The sequence below is a fragment of the Sphingopyxis sp. GW247-27LB genome, from assembly GCF_002277025.1.
Classification (GTDB): Bacteria; Pseudomonadota; Alphaproteobacteria; order Sphingomonadales; family Sphingomonadaceae; genus Sphingopyxis.
The window spans coordinates 53,077-69,483 of the sequence record NZ_NIWD01000007.1 but is presented as its reverse complement, the minus strand read 5'-3'; the positions used below and the strand labels follow the sequence as shown (position 1 = coordinate 69,483).

Sequence of the window (16,407 nt, the reverse complement as noted above, 5' to 3'; positions counted from 1 at the left end):
AGCGTCCCTGCGCCACCGTAGCGCGATCCAGCCCTGGATCCCGGCCTTCGCCGGGATACGGAGAGATTTGAAATGAAACTCAAGGACGTCTACCCGCTCTACCTGAACAACAAGGCGGCGCAGCCGAACACCGACCTCGCGGTGACCGACAAGTTCACCGGCGAGGTCGCCTTCCGCACCGCGCTCGCGACCCCCGACGTCATCGACGAAGCGATCGCCGGCGCCGTCCGCGCCGCCGAGCCGATGGCGCGGCTCGCGAGCTTTGAGAAGCAGGATGTGCTGAACCATTGCGTCGGGCGCTTCCGCGAACGCTTCGACGAACTCGCCTATGCGCTGTGCGTCGAGGCGGGGAAGCCGATCGCCGACGCCGAGGGCGAGGTCACCCGGCTGATCGACACCTTCCGCATCGCCGCCGAGGAAGCGGTGCGCAACTATGGCGAGGTCCAGCCGCTCGACATCTCGGCGCGCGCCAAGGGCTATATGGGAATGTGGAAGCGGGTGCCGATCGGCCCGTGCAGCTTCATCTCGCCGTTCAACTTCCCGCTCAACCTCGCGGCGCACAAGATCGCGCCGGCGATCGCAATGGGCTGTCCCTTCGTGATGAAGCCCGCGTCGATGACGCCATTGGGCGCGATCATCATGGGCGAGGTGCTCGCCGAATGCGACATCCTGCCCGAGGGGGCGTTCAGCATCCTGCCCGCGACGCGCGACGGCGCCGATCTGTTCACCACCGACGAACGGCTGAAATTGCTGAGCTTCACCGGATCGCCCGCGGTCGGCTGGGATTTGAAGGCCAAGGCGGGGAAGAAGAAGGTTATCCTCGAACTCGGCGGCAACGCCGCGGTGATCGTCGACAGGGACGCCGATCTCGACCACGCGCTCGCGCGGATCATCTTCGGCGCCTTCTATCAGTCGGGCCAGTCGTGCATCGGGGTGCAGCGGATCATCATCCACGCCGATATCTACGACAAGTTCCGCGACATGCTGGTCGAAAAGACGAAAATGCTGGTCGCGGGCGACCCCAAGGACCGCAAGACCTTCATCGGCCCGATGATTTCGGAGAAGGAAGCCGCGCGGCTGGGCGGCTGGATCGACGAGGCGGTTGCGGGCGGCGCGAAGCTGCTCGTCGGCGGCCAGCGCGACGGCGCGATGCTCGAGGCGACCTTGCTCGAAGACGTCGACCGCGGCGCCAAAGCGTATCGCGAGGAGGCGTTCGGCCCGCTCGCGATCCTGTCGAAATTCACCGATTGGGACGCCGCGCTCGCCGAGATCAACGACAGCAAGTTCGGACTCCAGGCCGGGCTTTTCACGCGCGATATCAACCAGGTGCTCGAGGCGTGGGACCGGCTCGAGGTCGGCGGGGTCGTCGTCAACGACGTCTCCTCCTACCGCGTCGACAACATGCCCTATGGCGGGGTCAAGGATTCGGGGCTCGGCCGCGAAGGCATCCGTTTCGCGATGGAGGATATGAGCGAGATCCGGAATCTGGTGATCCGGCGCGTGTAAACGTCGCCCCCGCTAAGGCGGGGGCCGCAATCGGCCTTATGCACCTTCTCCAGCGGCCCCCCGCCTTCGCGGGGGCGACGTGTTATTCTTCGGGATTGTCACCAAACTGCCATCGAACCGTAGCCGAACCGTCCTCACTTTGATTCGCAGCGTGTAACAAAAGCCGTGTCTAGGCCGTGGGCAGCCACAAGCTACCTCAAGGAGTGCGACATGGCCTCGATTTCGACCCTGCCGATCCCGGCGCGCTTTCCCGATCCCTTCACCACCGATCCGCATGTGCCCGAACGCGTGATCGGCAAAAGGCGGAGCTATCGCGCGGTGTGGGTCAGCGACATCCACCTCGGCACCCGCGGCTGCAACGCCGGTCTGCTGATCGACTTCTTCGACCATGTCGATTGCGAGACGCTCTATCTGGTCGGCGACATCATCGACGGCTGGCGGCTCAAGAAGCGGCATTTCTGGCCGCCCGAGCACAATGACGTCGTCTGGCGCGTGCTGAAGCGCGCCAAGCGCGGCACCCGCGTCGTCTATGTCCCCGGCAATCATGACGAGATGGTCAAGCCCTTCGACGGCTTCGATTTCGGCGGGGTCGAAATCCGCCGCGAGGCGATCCACGAAACCGCCGATGGCCGCAAGCTGCTCGTCGTCCACGGCGACGAGTTCGACGCGGTGATGCTTGCTCACCGCTGGCTCGCCTTCGTCGGCGACGCCGCCTACACCGCCTTGATGAAGTGCAATGTGGTGGTGAACGCCATCCGCAGCCGCCTTGGCCTGCCCTATTGGTCGCTGTCGCTGGTCGCCAAGCACAAGGTCAAGAACGCCGTCCAGTTCATCGGCCGCTATGAAGAGGTCGTCGCCCACGCGGCGCGCTCGCGCGGGGTCGACGGGGTCGTGTGCGGCCATATCCACAGCGCCGAGATGCGCGCGATCGACGGCGTGGACTATTATAACGACGGCGACTGGGTCGAGGGCTGCACCGCGCTCGTCGAGCACCACGACGGCACGATGGAGATCTTGCGCTGGGCCGAGGAAGTCGCGGCGCGCCCGGCGCCCGCGGCGATCGAACTGCCCGCCCCGGCGCGGGCGGCATGAGGATCCTGATCGTCACCGACGCGTGGGAGCCGCAGGTCAACGGCGTCGTCCGCACGCTGCAGGCGACGATCGCCGAACTGCGCGGCGCGGGTCATGAGGTCGCGGTGATCTCGCCCGATCTGTTCCGCTCGATCCCCTGCCCCACCTATGGCGAAATCCGCCTCGCTTTCGCAGGGCGGCGCAGCGTCGGCCGCCGTATCCGCGCTTTCGCGCCGCAGGCGATCCATATCTCGACCGAGGGGCCGCTCGGACTCGCGGCACGGCGCTGGTGTCTCCAGAACGGCTTCCCCTTCACCACCGCCTATCACACGCGCTTTCCCGACTATGTCGCGGCGCGCATGCCGGTGTCGCCCGCCTTCGTCTGGCGCTTCATCCGCTGGTTCCACCGGCCCGCGCGCCACATCATGGTCGCGACGCGCAGCCTGGCGCGCGAACTTGGCGATCAGGGGCTCCCCCAGACGATGCTGTGGGAGCGCGGTGTCGACCATGCGTTGTTTCGTGCCGACCATGCCCCCCATCTGGCGCTCGCCGGTCTGCCGCGCCCCATCCAGCTCTATGTCGGGCGCGTCGCGGTCGAAAAGAATATCGAGGCTTTCCTCGAAACGCGGCAGCCCGGAACCAAGGTGATCGTGGGCGACGGCCCCGCGCTTGCCGATCTCGCGGCGCGCTATCCAGAGGCGATCTTTCTCGGCAAGCTCGGCGGCGAAGCGCTCGCCGCGGCCTATGCCGGCGCCGACGTCTTCGCCTTCCCCAGCCGAACCGACACTTTCGGGCTCGTCGTGATCGAGGCGCTGAGTTGCGGCACGCCGGTTGCCGCCTACCCGGTGCCCGGTCCCGGCGATATCGTGACCGGCGGCGCGGGCGCGCTCGACGAGGATCTCGACGTCGCGATCGCCCGCGCGCTCGCCTGCGACCGCGCCGAGGCCGCCGCGCTCGGCGCGCGCTACAGTTGGTCGGCCTGCACCGCGCAATTCCTGAACGCGCTCACCTTCGTGCCGGCCGAACCGGTGGCGGCGCCCGCCGGCGCCGCCCTCGCCGCCTAGGGTCAGGACCCTAGAAGGCCTTGCGCCACTCCAGCTCGACATAGCGGCCGAGCGAGTCGGTGTAGCCCGGCTGATAGGTCAGCGGCACCGTACCGCTCGCGTCGGTGACCTTGCGCTGGGCGTCGAACAGATTGTTCACCGACAGGCGCAGCCGCGAATTCTTGAGGAACGGCAGGTCCCCGGTCAGCTTGGGCATCTGGTTGAAATCGGCGAAGACGCGCAGGTTGAAAGTCGCAAGATCGTGGAAGTCGAGGTCGCCGTTGGCGCCGCCGACCACGGTGCTGCCACTGTCGTACTTGGCGCTGACCCGCGCGCCGATCCCCTTGTAGAAGACACCGCCGTCGAGCTCGACGAGATGACGGTTGCTGCCGCCGCCATTGCCCGTCGCCGAGCCATGGAGCAGGTCGAGCTCGGGCACGCCGGGGCCGATCAGCACTTTGTCGGTCAGCTTGATCGTATGATAGAGCGACACCTGCCAGCGGCCGCCCTGCTGGCCGCCGCCGAACGGCCCGCCACCGCCGCCGCGCCGGCCGAAACCGCGGCCTCCGCCGCCGCGCCGCGGGCCTTCCGCCGCTGCGGGCGGCGGCGCGGCCTGCTGGCCCTCGCCGCGCGCCGCGCCTTCGGGCGGTGGCGGCGGTGTGTCGCCGCCTTCGGGAGGCGGTGCGCCCGCACCCGACCGGCGACCGCCGCGACCTTCGCCGCCGCCGCGAGCGCCCGGCTCGGGCTGGCCGAAGCTCTTGCCGAAATTGAAACCCCAGCGGATTTGCGAATTGCTCGCGCGGTCGAAATTGACCGGCCGCTGATCGATCGCGAGCAAGGTGCCGTCGGGCGCGCGCGTCACCCGGTCGGGGAAGGCCGCCTCGATCTCGGGGGTCAGCAGCGGGAAGCCGTTCGCCGTATCATAGCTTTTGTTGCTGTTGTAGTTGACCGAGACGCGCAGCCCCTCGACCATCGGCACTTCCCAGTTGAGCCCGAGCTTGAAGTCGCGCCGCCGCTCGGCGAGCAGGAAGGGATTGCCGCCCGTCGTGGTCGTGATCAACCCCGTCTGGCCGGTCTTGAGGTCGTAATAGGTCACCCCCTCGGTCGTCAGCGGCGCGGCACCGAGCTGCGTCACGCTGGGCGCCTCCTCGTCGCTGTTGAAGCTCGCGACGAGCGAGAGATTGTCGGTGAAGACGAAATTGAGGTTGGCGCCCCAATTCTTCAGCGTCTGGAAATCGCTCGGCTTCTGCACCTGGCCGCTGAGCGTCGCCGACACGCGGATCGGCCCGGCGTTATAGTCGGGGTCGAGCAAGGGGACGTTGAGCGACCCGAAGACGCTCGGCACGTCACGCGACAGGTCGGTGGTCGTGACCACCGCGCCGCGCTGCGACTGGCTGTCGAAGCGCAGCCCCGAATAGCTCGCGGTCGCCGACAGGCGAAGCGGGCCCGCCCAGCCCTCGCCGAGGCTGCCCGAGAAGTTGGTGTTGGCGCCAAAGCTCTGCTGGCTGCTGTCGAAACGGTCGCGGGTGCCGCCGGCGCGGTCGGTGAAGGTGCGCGTGTCGGCGTCGGCATAATTGCCCGTCACCGACCAGCGCCAGTCGCCGAGCATCCCGTTGACGCTCGCCGAGCTCGTCCAGTTCTGCGTCCGGCTGTCGCGGCGCAGCGGATCCCCCGGCCCGCCCGTGTCGGGGCCGAGCAGGCTCAGACTGTCGGTCTGGTCGAAGCGCAAGCTGACCGACGCCTCGGTCACCTTGTCGATGTTGCGCACCAGCGTGCCGTCGATGACATAGCTGTCCTTCGCCGGCAGCAGGCTGCGCGCCGACGCGCCCGCGGCAAGGTCGCGGCCCTCGGCGCTGTCCTCATAATCGAGGCTGCGCTCGCTTTCGAGCAGCATCGTCTGATGCTCCCAGCTCGCGTTAAGATTGAGCCGGCCGTTCTTCCCGATCGCGGTGAAGGCGGGTTCGAGTTCGCTCTTGAACTGGCCGCCCTGCGTCGGCACCCCGGCCTCCGCCTCGACCGACACCTGCCGGAAATTCGGCTTGAGCACGAAATTGACGACGCGCTCGGTCGCGGCATAGCCATATTGCAGCGCGACCTCTTCGGGAAAAACCTCCACCTTGGCGATCGCCTCGGGCGGGATGTTGCGCACCGCGCCGAAGCCCGAGGTGCGGCGGCCGTTGACGAGGATGACCGGGCGCCCGCCGCCGCGGCCGCGGCCCGAGCGCGTCATCGGCTCGAGCGCGTCGAGCAGTTCCTCGATCGACGAAGCGCCGTAGCTCGCGATCGCGGCCTCATCGAGTTCGGCATCGGCGGCGATATCGGTTTCGAGCTGCCCCGCGAGACGCTGCGCGGTGACGACGATTTCGCCTTCCTCTTCTTCGCCCTCATGGTCGTTCGGCACGCTCGTATCGGCGTCGACCGGCTGATCGGTGGGCGCGACCGCGGCCGCATCGGGCAGCGTATCGGCGGCCGCGGCCATCGCCGGACCAGCAACAGTTGCGGCACCGGCAAGCAACAGCGCGCGTGCGGACAGGGAAAGGCGGATCTTTTTCATGGGAAGGGGAGCCTTCTTATAATCTTGTCTTGGTTTTTTCTTAGCGCGTCCGGCTGAACCCGGCATGACATGGATTTGCCCCGGCGGTTCATCTGGTCGCAATTTGTCGCAACAATATGGCAGCGCGACAAAAGTTCGACCGGCGCCCCATAGCGACCGCTGGACAGCGGCGGCGCGCCTCTTTATCGGCCAGCCATGCCGACTCCAGACACCGCCGCCGCGCTCCCCGAATCCATCCTGATCGTCGATTTCGGCAGTCAGGTCACCCAGCTCATCGCCCGGCGCGTCCGCGAGGCCGGGGTCTATAGCGAGATCGTCCCGTTCAGCGGCGCCGAAGCCGCGCTCGAACGGATGCGGCCCAAGGGCGTGATCCTCTCGGGCTCGCCCGCCTCGGTCCCCGCCACGGGCAGCCCGCGCGCGCCGCAGTCGGTGTTCGACAGCGGCCTGCCCATTCTCGGCATCTGCTACGGCCAGCAGGTCATGAGCCAGCAACTCGGCGGGCAGGTCGAACCTGGCGGCGCCGACGGCGAGCGCGACGGCGAATTCGGCCGCGCCTTCCTGACCGTCACCGAGCCCTGCGTGCTGTTCGACGGGCTGTGGGAGGTCGGTGAGCGACATCAGGTGTGGATGAGCCACGGCGACCGCGTGACGCAATTCGCGCCCGGCTTCCGCATCGTCGCGATCAGCGACGGTGCGCCCTTCGCGCTGATCGCCAACGATGAGCGCCGCTATTACGGCACCCAGTTCCACCCCGAGGTGGTCCACACCCCTGACGGCGCGAAGCTGATCGCGAACTTCGTTCGCCACGTCTGCGGCTGTTCGGGCGACTGGACGATGGCCGAGTTCCGCGCCACCAAGATCGCCGAAATCCGCGCGCAAGTCGGCGGCCAGCGCGTGCTCTGCGGCCTGTCGGGCGGGGTCGACAGCGCGGTCGCCGCGGTGCTGATCCACGAGGCGATCGGCGAGCAGCTCACCTGCGTCTTCGTCGACCATGGCCTCTTGCGTCTCAACGAACGCGAGCAGGTCGAGCGGCTGTTCCGCGACCATTACAACATCCCGCTCGTCGTGGTCGACGCCGAGGAGCGTTTCATGGCGGGCCTCGCGGGGGTCACCGACCCCGAAAAGAAACGCAAGTTCATTGGCGGCGAATTCATCAACGTGTTCGAGGAGGAAGCGAAGAAGCTCGGCGGCGCCGATTTCCTCGCGCAAGGCACGCTCTACCCCGACGTGATCGAAAGCGTCTCCTTCACCGGCGGGCCGAGCGTGACGATCAAGAGCCACCACAATGTCGGCGGCCTGCCCGAACGCATGAACATGAAGCTGGTCGAGCCGCTGCGCGAATTGTTCAAGGACGAGGTGCGCCTGCTCGGCAAGGAACTCGGCCTCCCCGACATCTTCGTCGGCCGCCATCCCTTCCCCGGCCCCGGCCTCGCGATCCGCATTCCGGGCGAGGTATCGAAGGACCGCTGCGACATCCTCCGCAAGGCCGACGCCGTCTATCTCGAGGAAATCCGCAGCGCGGGGCTTTATGACGCGATCTGGCAGGCCTTCGCGGTGCTGCTTCCCGTCAAGACCGTCGGCGTGATGGGCGACGGGCGCACCTACGACCATGTCTGCGCGCTGCGCGCCGTCACCTCGACCGACGGCATGACCGCCGACATCTATCCCTTCGACGCGAGCTTCCTCAGCCGCTGCGCGACGCGGATCATCAACGAGGTGCAAGGGATAAACCGCGTGGTCTATGACTATACGTCGAAGCCGCCGGGCACGATCGAGTGGGAGTGAGGGGCGCTGGTGACCATTTCAGCACGGAAAAAAACGGAGGCGAGGCCAGCCCGTTAAGGGAGAGCTGAGCCCTTCGTTTCTTCCGTCACGCTAGGGATCTGATCGTCTCCAGCGCTCCGAAACCTCGACCGGCGCCCAAAGCCCCGGCCCCTCCCACACCAGGGCAGAACCCGCGCTCGCGCACAGGAAGCATAGTGCGGCAAGGACCAGCGAGGCAGTGTCACGATGCGCGTTCGTCAGGGCAAGCTGATGCAACCGGATCGCCGACCAAGCGCCGATGGCGAGCAGGATCAATCCGCCCGCGCGCAGCCCGATGGCCGCTGCCTTGGTTTCATACCATCTTTCCATCCCGGCCTCCTTGCGAGAGGCCGTTCAACTACGCAGGCGCACGTAGCAATTCGAGACCGATAAAAGCGCGCCCGCATTGCGATTGCATATGATCGGCTTCACGGCGGGCCACGATCAACGTAGCGCGTCGGCGACGAAGGCGACTACGACCACGGCGCCGCACATATAGACGGTCAGGGCGGAAGGTCCCTGCGCGCCGAGCCAGTCGACGATCCGGGCCCGCATCGACGGCGGCGAAGCAGGGCGTTGTTCGATGTCGTCCCGGGACATGGCGCGGATGTACCGCGGGCGCGCGTTTGATTTCGAGAGCGAAGCCAGCCGTCTCTCATAGGAAAAACATTATGCCCGCGATCCGTCGGACCCCGATTCTCCGCCCGGCGTGTCGACATTGCCCCGCAGCCGATAGCCGATGCCCAGTTCGTTGCAGATGATCTGTGGCTGCTGCGGGTCCGCCTCAATCTTCTGGCGCAGCGTACGCACCAGCACGCGCAGATATTCGACATGATGTTCATGCTCGCGGGGCCAGACCTCGGCCATGATCTGCTTGTGGGTGATGACGCGGCCGGGAAAGCGAGCGAGCTGCGCCAGCACCGCATATTCCTTCGGCGTCAGATGGACCTCGCGCCCCCTTTTCGTCACCGTCCGCGCCACCAGATCGATCGCCACGTCGCCGACCGCCAAGGCGAGGTTGCCGCCGTCGCGGGTCAGCCGGTTTCGAAGGGCGACCCGGACACGGGCGAGCAGTTCGTCGGTGTCGAACGGCTTGGTGAGATAATCGTCCGCGCCGAGATCGAGCGCCGCGACCTTCTCGTCGGTCGCATCGCGCGCCGAGATGACGATCAGCGTGGTGTCGGATCGCTGCTTGAAAAGCGGCACGAGCTCCAGCCCGTCGCGATCGGGCAGCCCAAGGTCGAGCAGCGTGATGTCGGGACGTTCGCTCTGCAGGCGGTCGATCGCCTCGCGGGCGTTTTCGGCTTCGACGATCGCATAGTCCGAACGCGCCAGCGCCGCGTGGATCAGGCGGCGGATGTGGAGTTCGTCGTCCACGATCAGAACCTTGTGGCGAACTTTCATGGGATTTCCTTGTCGTCCACGGGCGCGATGATCAGCGTTTCCGGAATGCTGATGGTGAAGCAGGCACCGTGCGGATCGGGGTTGTTGCCGGCCTCCACCGCAAGCCCCATCGCCTCGGCGAAACCCTTCACGATCGCGAGGCCCAGCCCCGTGCCATGCTTCGCGCGGTCGCCGCCCTCGAGCCGCGTGAAAGTTTCGAAGACACGCTTTTCGTTGCCGGGGGCAATGCCGGGCCCCTGGTCGATGACCGACAGCAGGATCGCATCGGCGGTGCGGCGCGCGCGGATGACGATCGGCGTATCGGGATCGGCATAACGGCCGGCGTTGTCGAGCAGGTTGATCAGGCAATGATGGAGCAGCACCGGGTCGACGCGGACCAGCGGGATGTTGGGAGAGATGTCGACCTTCACCTCATGCCCTGCGAGCGACGCCCGCGTATCGTGCGCCGCGCTCGCGGCGGCATCGAACAGGTCGGTCGCTTCGGCCTTCATCGCAAGCGCGCCCGCTTCGACGCGAACCATGTCGAGCAGGTTGGAGACGAAGCGGTTTAGGCGCCGCGCCTCTGCCTCGATCGTCGCGGCCATCGCGGGGGACGGATCGCGCCGCATTTCCTGCGCCGCGGACAGGATCGTCGTGAGCGGGGTGCGAAGGTCGTGGCTGACCGACGACAGCAGCGCCGAGCGCAAGCGGTCGCGCTCGTCGGCCTGCCGGGCATGAAGCGACGCCTCTTCCAGCTCCATGCGGTCGAGCGCGATCGAGGCCTGGTCGAGCAGGCTCATCAGCAGCGGCACCTGATCGGACCGGACCGGCTCCCCGGCATCGTCGCGGGTCAGCCCGAGCACGCCGAGCACGCCGCGCGTCGTCTGCAGCGGGTGGAAGAGCCAGTCCGACGCGGTGAGCGTCGCCGATCCGCGCCCGGCCGGCTGCGCGTTGTCGATGGCCCACTGCGCCGCGGCGCGCTCGATCTGGCCGAGCCGGTCCTCGGGCGGGACCGCGGCGCGCACCACCGGGCCATCGGCCGACGGCAGGAGCAGCACGCTGTGCACGTCGAGCAGGCGGCCGACCTCGGCGCAGATCGCCTGCATCAGCGCATCCCGATCGGCCGCGGCGGTCAATTGGCGCGAGAAGGTGGCGAGCGCCGCGTTCTGGCGCGCGCTCGACTGCGCGAGATCGGCCTGCGCGCGGACCCGCGCGGCGAACTGGCTCGTCACCACCGCGACGCCGAGGAGCACGAGAATGCTCACGACATTCTCGGGATTGTTGACCGAGAGGGTCCCCGTCGGCGGCAGAAAGAAGAAATTATAGGCGAGGCTGGAGGCGAGCCCCGCGAACAGCCCCGCGCGCAAACCGAAGGTCGCGGCCGCGAACATCACCGGCACGAGATAGAGCAGCGAGATGTTGCCGAGATCGATCGCTTCGAGCAGCACGCGGCCAAGCGCCGTCATCACCGCAACGAGCGCGAACGACCAGAGATAATGGGCGGGCTTGCCCCAGCGACCGGGCATCGAAACCGAAGCAGGCTGCCGTCTCGCGATCTCGGGCTCTCCCGGAAGGACGTGGATCGCGACATCGTCGATCGTCCGCACGAGCTGGTCGACCACCGATCCGTGGCGGACCTCGAACCACCAGGGCCGCGTCGATTTGCCGATGACGATCTGCGTCGCGCGCGCGTCGGCGGCGAAGCTGCGGAGTCCTTCGACGACGCTCGCCGCGGGAACGCTCGCGGTCGAGGCGCCGAGGCGCGATGCGAGCGCCAGCGTGTCGGCAAGCTGCCTGCGGTCGCCGGCCGTCATGCTCTGGCTGCGTCGGGTTTCGATATGCACCGCGGTCCACGGCGCCTTCAGCGCATCGGCGAGCCGCTTGCCCGCGCGAACCAGTTCTGCGGCGACCGGCAGCTCGCTGACCGCAACCACGATCCGCTCGCCGACCGCGAAGCTGCCCGCGAGCGCGTGGCTGCGGACATGCTCCAGCATCTGCGCGTCGACCGCCTGCGCCGCGTGGCGCAGCGCGAGTTCGCGCAGCGCGGTCAGGTTCGACTTGGAGAAGAAATGGCCAAGCGCGCGCGTCGCTTCCTGCGGGATATACACCTTGCCGTCGCGCAGCCGTTCGATCAGCTCATCGGGCGGAATGTCGACGACCTCGATCTCGGCGTTTTCGAGGATCGAATCGGGCACCGTCTCGCGCACGCGGATGCGGGTGAAGGAGGCCACGACATCGTTGAGGCTCTCGACATGCTGGATGTTGAGCGTCGAATAAACGTCGATTCCCGCATCGAGCAGTTCCTCGACGTCCTGATAGCGCTTGGGGTGGCGGCTGCCCGGTGCGTTGGTATGCGCGAGTTCATCGACGAGAACGAGCTGCGGATGGCGTTCGAGGATCGCGTCGATGTTCATCTCGCCAAGGCCGTGCCCCTGATGATCGACCTCCCGGCGCGGAATGATCTCATGCCCGGCGACGAGCGCCTCGGTCTCGCGCCGGCCGTGCGTCTCCACCACCCCGACCACGACATCGACCCCGGCCTCGCGCCGGTGCCGGCCGTCGGTCAGCATCTCCCATGTCTTGCCGACCCCCGGCGCGGCGCCCAGGAAGATCTTGAGCCGGCCGCGGCCTTCCTGCGCGGCTGCACGCAGGAAGGCTTCGGGGGAGGGTCGGTCGGCGTCGGTCACGTCGCGGGTTTAGCGCCAAAAGCATCCAGACGTCGATTGAGCTTGAACAGATTGACGCGCGGTTCGCCGAGGAAGCCGAGCAGCGGCCGCTCGACGCTCCGGTCGACGAGCCGGCGCACCGCCGCCGGATCGAGTCCCCGCGCCCGTGCGACGCGCTCAACCTGATAAAAGGCCGCCTCGGGGCTGATATCGGGATCGAGCCCCGAGGCGGAGGTCGTCACCAGGTCGGGCGGGACGGGACGGCCCGGTGCCGTTTCGGAAAGCCTTGCGATATCGTCCTTGACGCGGGCCGCGAGCGCCCGCGACGTCGGGCCGAGGTTCGAGCCCGACGAGGCGAGACCGTCATAGCCGTCACCCGCCGCCGAAGGCCGCGTATGGAAATAGCGCTCCGACCCGAAGGCCTGGCCAACGACGGTCGAACCGACGACCCGCCCATTCTCGCGAACGAGGCTGCCGTTCGCCTGCGAGGGGAAGAGGGTCTGCCCGATGCCGGTGAGCGCGAGCGGATAGGCGATGCCGAGCAGGACGGCGAAGAGCAATGTCATGACGAGCGCCGGACGCAGCGCGCTGATGAGGTCCTTGGTCATGGTCGTTTCCTCAGGCGAGACCCAGGCCGCCGACGGCCAGGTCGATGAGCTTGATCCCGGCGAAGGGCGCGACGAGCCCGCCGAGACCATAGATGGCGAGATTGCGCGCGAGCAGCGGTCCCGCGCCGATCGGGCGGTAGGCGACGCCCTTGAGCGCCAGCGGCACGAGCAGCGGGATGATCAGCGCGTTGAAGATGATCGCCGACAGGATCGCGCTTTGCGGTGTTGCGAGGCCCATGACGTTGAGCACGCCGAGCCCCGGATAGAGTGCGACGAACATCGCCGGGATGATCGCGAAATATTTGGCGACGTCGTTGGCGACCGAGAAGGTTGTCAGCGCGCCGCGCGTCATCAGCAGCTGCTTGCCGAGCCCGACGACCTCGATCAGCTTGGTCGGATCGCTGTCGAGGTCGACCATATTGCCCGCCTCGCGCGCCGCCTGCGTCCCGGTGTTCATCGCGACACCCACGTCGGCCTGCGCGAGCGCCGGCGCATCGTTGGTGCCGTCGCCGCACATCGCGACGAGCCGGCCGCCCTGCTGCTCCTTGCGGATCAGCGCGAGCTTGTCCTCGGGCGTCGCCTGCGCGAGGAAATCGTCGACCCCCGCTTCGGCCGCGATCGACGCGGCGGTGAGCGGATTGTCGCCGGTGATCATCACCGTGCGGATGCCCATCGCGCGCAGCTCGCCGAAGCGTTCGCGGATGCCCGCCTTGACGATATCCTTGAGGAAGATCGCGCCGAGCAACCGGCCGTCCTTCGCGACCGCGAGCGGCGTTCCGCCGGCGCGCGCGATCTCGTCGGTGATGCGGCGCAGTTCGGTCGCGGCGGCGGTCGCACCGGCGCCGGGATTGGCCTTGAGGATCGAATCGACGGCGCCCTTCTGAATGACGGTCTCGCCGATCTTCACCCCCGAAATGCGCGTCTGCGCGGTGAAGGGAATGATGTCCGCGCCGCCGGGAAGCGCCGCGGCGGTCTGCCCGAACTTCGCGCGCGCAAGCGCGACGATCGACCGGCCCTCGGGGGTCTCGTCGGCGAGGCTCGCCAGCAGCGCCGCTTCGGCGAGACCCGACACAGGCGCGCCGTCCAAGGGACGGAATTCGGTGGCCTGGCGGTCGCCGACAGTAATCGTGCCGGTCTTGTCGAGCAGCAGCACGTCGACGTCGCCCGCCGCCTCGACCGCGCGGCCCGATTTGGCGAGCACGTTGAAGCGCACGAGCCGGTCCATCCCCGCGATGCCGATCGCCGAAAGCAGTGCCGCGATCGTCGTCGGGATGAGGGTGACGAGCAGCGCCGCGAGGATCGCGACCGGGATGCTGCCGCCCGCATAGCTCGCGAAGCCCGGAATCGTGCCGACCGCGACCAGGAAGATGATCGTCAGCCCGACGAGCAGCAGCGTCAGCGCGATCTCGTTCGGGGTTTTCTGCCGTTCGGCGCCCTCGACGAGCGCGATCATGCGGTCGAGGAAACCCTGCCCCGGATTGACGGTCACCCGGACACGGATTTCGTCCGAAATAACGCGGGTGCCCGCGGTGACCGCCGAGCGGTCGCCGCCGGCCTCTCGGATGACGGGCGCGCTCTCGCCGGTGATCGCGGCCTCGTTGACCGATGCGACACCGGCAATCACCTCGCCATCCGAAGGGATGAGGTCGCCGGTTTCGACGAGGACGATATCGTCGACCCTGAGCGCGCTCGCAGGAACGCTGTCATGGGCCGGGCCGTCGCCCTTCAGGCGCTTGGCGGTCAGTTCCGCCTTGGTCGCGCGCAGCGACGCCGCCTGCGCCTTGCCGCGCCCTTCGGCGAGCGCCTCGGCAAAGGTGCCGAACAGGACGGTGAGCCAGAGCCAGATGACGAGTTGCAGCTTGAAGCCGGTGGCGAGCCCGTCCTGCCCGACGATGAGCAGGATGGTGAGCAGCACCGCGACGACGGCGGTGGTGAACATCACCGGGTTGCGGATCAGTTGCTTCGGATCGAGCTTGCGGAAGGCGTCGCCGATCGCGGGAACGATCAGATCGGCCGTGAACAGCGATTTTTGTGCGGATCGGACCATGGAGGGAATCCTTAGAAAAGCTGGCCGCCGATCATCGCGAGATGATCGGCGATGGGCCCGAGCGCGAGGCTGGGAAGAAAGGTCAGGCCGCCGACCACAACCACGATGCCGATGAGAAGGCCCGTCCACAGCGGCCCCGTTGTGGGGAAGCTGCCCGCCGTTTCGGGCGTGTATTTCTTCGCCGCGAGGCCGCCCGCGATCGCCAGCATCGGAACGATGATGAAGAAGCGGCCGACCCACATCGCGACGCCGAGCAGGCCGTTGTAGAAGGGGGTGTTGGCGGAAAGGCCGGCGAAGGCCGAGCCGTTGTTCGCGACCGCGCTGGTGAAGGCATAGAGGATTTCCGAAAATCCGTGCGGTCCCTTGTTGAGCGGCCCCGCGAGCCCCGCCCCGGTCACCGAGGCGATGGCCGTGAAGCCGAGGATCACGAGCGGCAGCACCGCGATCGCGAGCACCGCGAGCTTGACCTCGCGCGCCTCGATCTTCTTGCCGACATATTCGGGGGTGCGCCCGACCATCAGCCCCGCGACGAACACCGCGAGAATGGCGAAGAGCAGGAAGCCGTATATTCCCGCGCCGACGCCGCCGATCACCACTTCGCCGAGCTGCATGTTGAACAGCGGGATCATCCCGCCGATCGCGGTGAAGCTGTCGTGCATCGCATTGACCGCACCGCACGAAGCCGCGGTGGTGACGACCGCGAACAGCGCCGATTGGGCGATGCCGAAGCGCACCTCCTTGCCTTCCATATTGCCGCCGGCGGCGCCGAGCTGGTGCAGCACCGGGTTGCCCGCCGCTTCCTGCCAATAGGCGATCGCGGCGCCCGCAAGAAACAGCGTCATCATCGCGGCGAGGATCGCCCAGCCCTGGCGCTGGTTGCCGACCGCCCTGCCGAAGGTCCAGGTCAGCCCGACCCCGATCGCGAAGATCGACAGCATCTGGACGAGATTGGTGAGCGCGGTCGGATTCTCGAACGGATGCGCGCTGTTGGCGTTGAAGAAGCCGCCGCCGTTGGTGCCGAGCAGCTTGATCGCCTCCTGGCTCGCGACCGGCCCCAGCGCCAGCGTCTGCTTCGCGCCCTCGAGCGTCGTCACGTCGATCGAGCCCGCGAGCGTCTGCGGCACGCCGCTCGCGATATAGAAGATCGCGATGACGACGCAGAGCGGCAGCAGCAGATAGAGCGTCACGCGCGTCACGTCGGCCCAGAAGTTGCCGATCGTCTTCGTCTCGCGCCGCGCGAAACCGCGAAACAGCGCGAAGGCGAGCGCGATCCCGGTCGCCGCCGACAGGAAATTATGGATCGTCAGCCCGAGCATCTGGCTGAGGTTCGACATCGTCGATTCGCCGCCATAGCTCTGCCAATTGGTGTTGGCGGTGAAGCTGACCGCGGTGTTGAACGCGAGATCCCCGCTCGTCCCGTCATGGCCCAGCGGATTGAGCGGCAAGATGCCCTGCAGGCGCAGGATCGCATAGGTGAAGAGCAGAAGCGCGACGTTGAAGATCAGCATGTGCACCGCATAGCGGCGCCATCCCTGCTCCTCGTTGGGGTCGATGCCCGACAGGCGGTAGAAACGCGTCTCGACCGGGCCGAGCAGCCGGTGCAGCGGCGTGGCGCGCCCCTCGTAGAGCGCGAAGAGCCATTGGCCCATCGGCCTGGCTAGCAGCAGCAGGATGCCGATAAAGACGATGATGAGAAGCCATCCCTGAACGGTCATGGCGCGCCTCC

The 16,407-nt window shown here is 67.4% G+C and carries 12 protein-coding genes; 4 read left to right on the top strand and 8 right to left on the bottom strand.

Features of this window, described 5'->3' with window-relative positions; genetic code table 11:
• The first annotated feature begins 72 nt into the window (after positions 1 to 72).
• The 3 genes from CD928_RS06800 to CD928_RS06790 all read left to right on the top strand — a co-directional run bounded on the left by CD928_RS06800 (position 73) and on the right by CD928_RS06790 (position 3,641).
• Positions 73 to 1,506, top strand: a complete 1,434-nt coding sequence (locus CD928_RS06800; protein WP_095386367.1) for an aldehyde dehydrogenase family protein — start codon at positions 73 to 75, stop codon at positions 1,504 to 1,506.
• Between the two features lie 210 nt (positions 1,507 to 1,716).
• A complete protein-coding gene (locus CD928_RS06795; protein WP_095386366.1) occupies positions 1,717 to 2,598 on the top strand; it encodes a UDP-2,3-diacylglucosamine diphosphatase in 882 nt (293 codons plus the stop codon).
• Positions 2,595 to 3,641: a glycosyltransferase family 1 protein gene (locus CD928_RS06790; RefSeq protein WP_095386365.1), complete on the top strand. Its 1,047-nt coding sequence runs from the start codon at positions 2,595 to 2,597 to the stop codon at positions 3,639 to 3,641. Before CD928_RS06795 ends, CD928_RS06790 begins: the two co-directional genes overlap by 4 nt.
• A gap of 10 nt (positions 3,642 to 3,651) precedes the next feature.
• Here CD928_RS06790 and CD928_RS06785 read toward each other — a convergent pair whose 3' ends face one another.
• Entirely contained in the window at positions 3,652 to 6,174 is a 2,523-nt protein-coding gene (locus tag CD928_RS06785; RefSeq protein ID WP_095386364.1) for a TonB-dependent siderophore receptor, read from the bottom strand.
• Between the two features lie 195 nt (positions 6,175 to 6,369).
• Between CD928_RS06785 and guaA the strand changes: the two genes are divergently transcribed.
• Positions 6,370 to 7,959, top strand: coding sequence for a glutamine-hydrolyzing GMP synthase (gene guaA, locus CD928_RS06780; protein ID WP_095386363.1), 1,590 nt, complete (start codon positions 6,370 to 6,372; stop codon positions 7,957 to 7,959).
• Positions 7,960 to 8,049: 90 nt separating this feature from the next.
• On the opposite strand, the gene CD928_RS06775 is transcribed toward guaA, so the two are convergent.
• The 7 genes from CD928_RS06775 to kdpA all read right to left on the bottom strand — a co-directional run bounded on the left by CD928_RS06775 (position 8,050) and on the right by kdpA (position 16,396).
• Positions 8,050 to 8,307 carry a hypothetical protein gene (locus CD928_RS06775; protein ID WP_095386362.1) on the bottom strand — a complete coding sequence of 86 codons (258 nt, stop codon included), beginning with the start codon at positions 8,305 to 8,307 and terminating at the stop codon, positions 8,050 to 8,052.
• 114 nt (positions 8,308 to 8,421) lie between these two features.
• Positions 8,422 to 8,577, bottom strand: coding sequence for a hypothetical protein (locus CD928_RS23350; RefSeq protein WP_176473488.1), 156 nt, complete (start codon positions 8,575 to 8,577; stop codon positions 8,422 to 8,424).
• A gap of 69 nt (positions 8,578 to 8,646) precedes the next feature.
• The gene (locus tag CD928_RS06770; protein ID WP_095386361.1) at positions 8,647 to 9,381 is read right to left on the bottom strand and encodes a response regulator; all 735 of its coding nucleotides are present in this window, start codon (positions 9,379 to 9,381) and stop codon (positions 8,647 to 8,649) included.
• The gene (locus CD928_RS06765) at positions 9,378 to 12,047 is read right to left on the bottom strand and encodes a sensor histidine kinase KdpD (protein WP_095386360.1); all 2,670 of its coding nucleotides are present in this window, start codon (positions 12,045 to 12,047) and stop codon (positions 9,378 to 9,380) included. The genes CD928_RS06770 and CD928_RS06765 overlap by 4 nt, the downstream gene beginning before the upstream one ends.
• Complete coding sequence (gene kdpC / locus CD928_RS06760) at positions 12,044 to 12,634, bottom strand: potassium-transporting ATPase subunit KdpC (RefSeq protein ID WP_095386359.1); 591 nt, start codon at positions 12,632 to 12,634, stop codon at positions 12,044 to 12,046. The genes CD928_RS06765 and kdpC overlap by 4 nt, the downstream gene beginning before the upstream one ends.
• Positions 12,635 to 12,644: 10 nt before the next feature.
• A complete protein-coding gene (kdpB, locus tag CD928_RS06755) occupies positions 12,645 to 14,681 on the bottom strand; it encodes a potassium-transporting ATPase subunit KdpB (RefSeq protein ID WP_095386358.1) in 2,037 nt (678 codons plus the stop codon).
• 11 nt (positions 14,682 to 14,692) lie between these two features.
• On the bottom strand, positions 14,693 to 16,396 hold the full coding sequence (gene kdpA, locus CD928_RS06750) for a potassium-transporting ATPase subunit KdpA (RefSeq protein WP_095386357.1): 1,704 nt from the start codon (positions 16,394 to 16,396) through the stop codon (positions 14,693 to 14,695).
• Between the last annotated feature and the right edge of the window lie 11 nt (positions 16,397 to 16,407).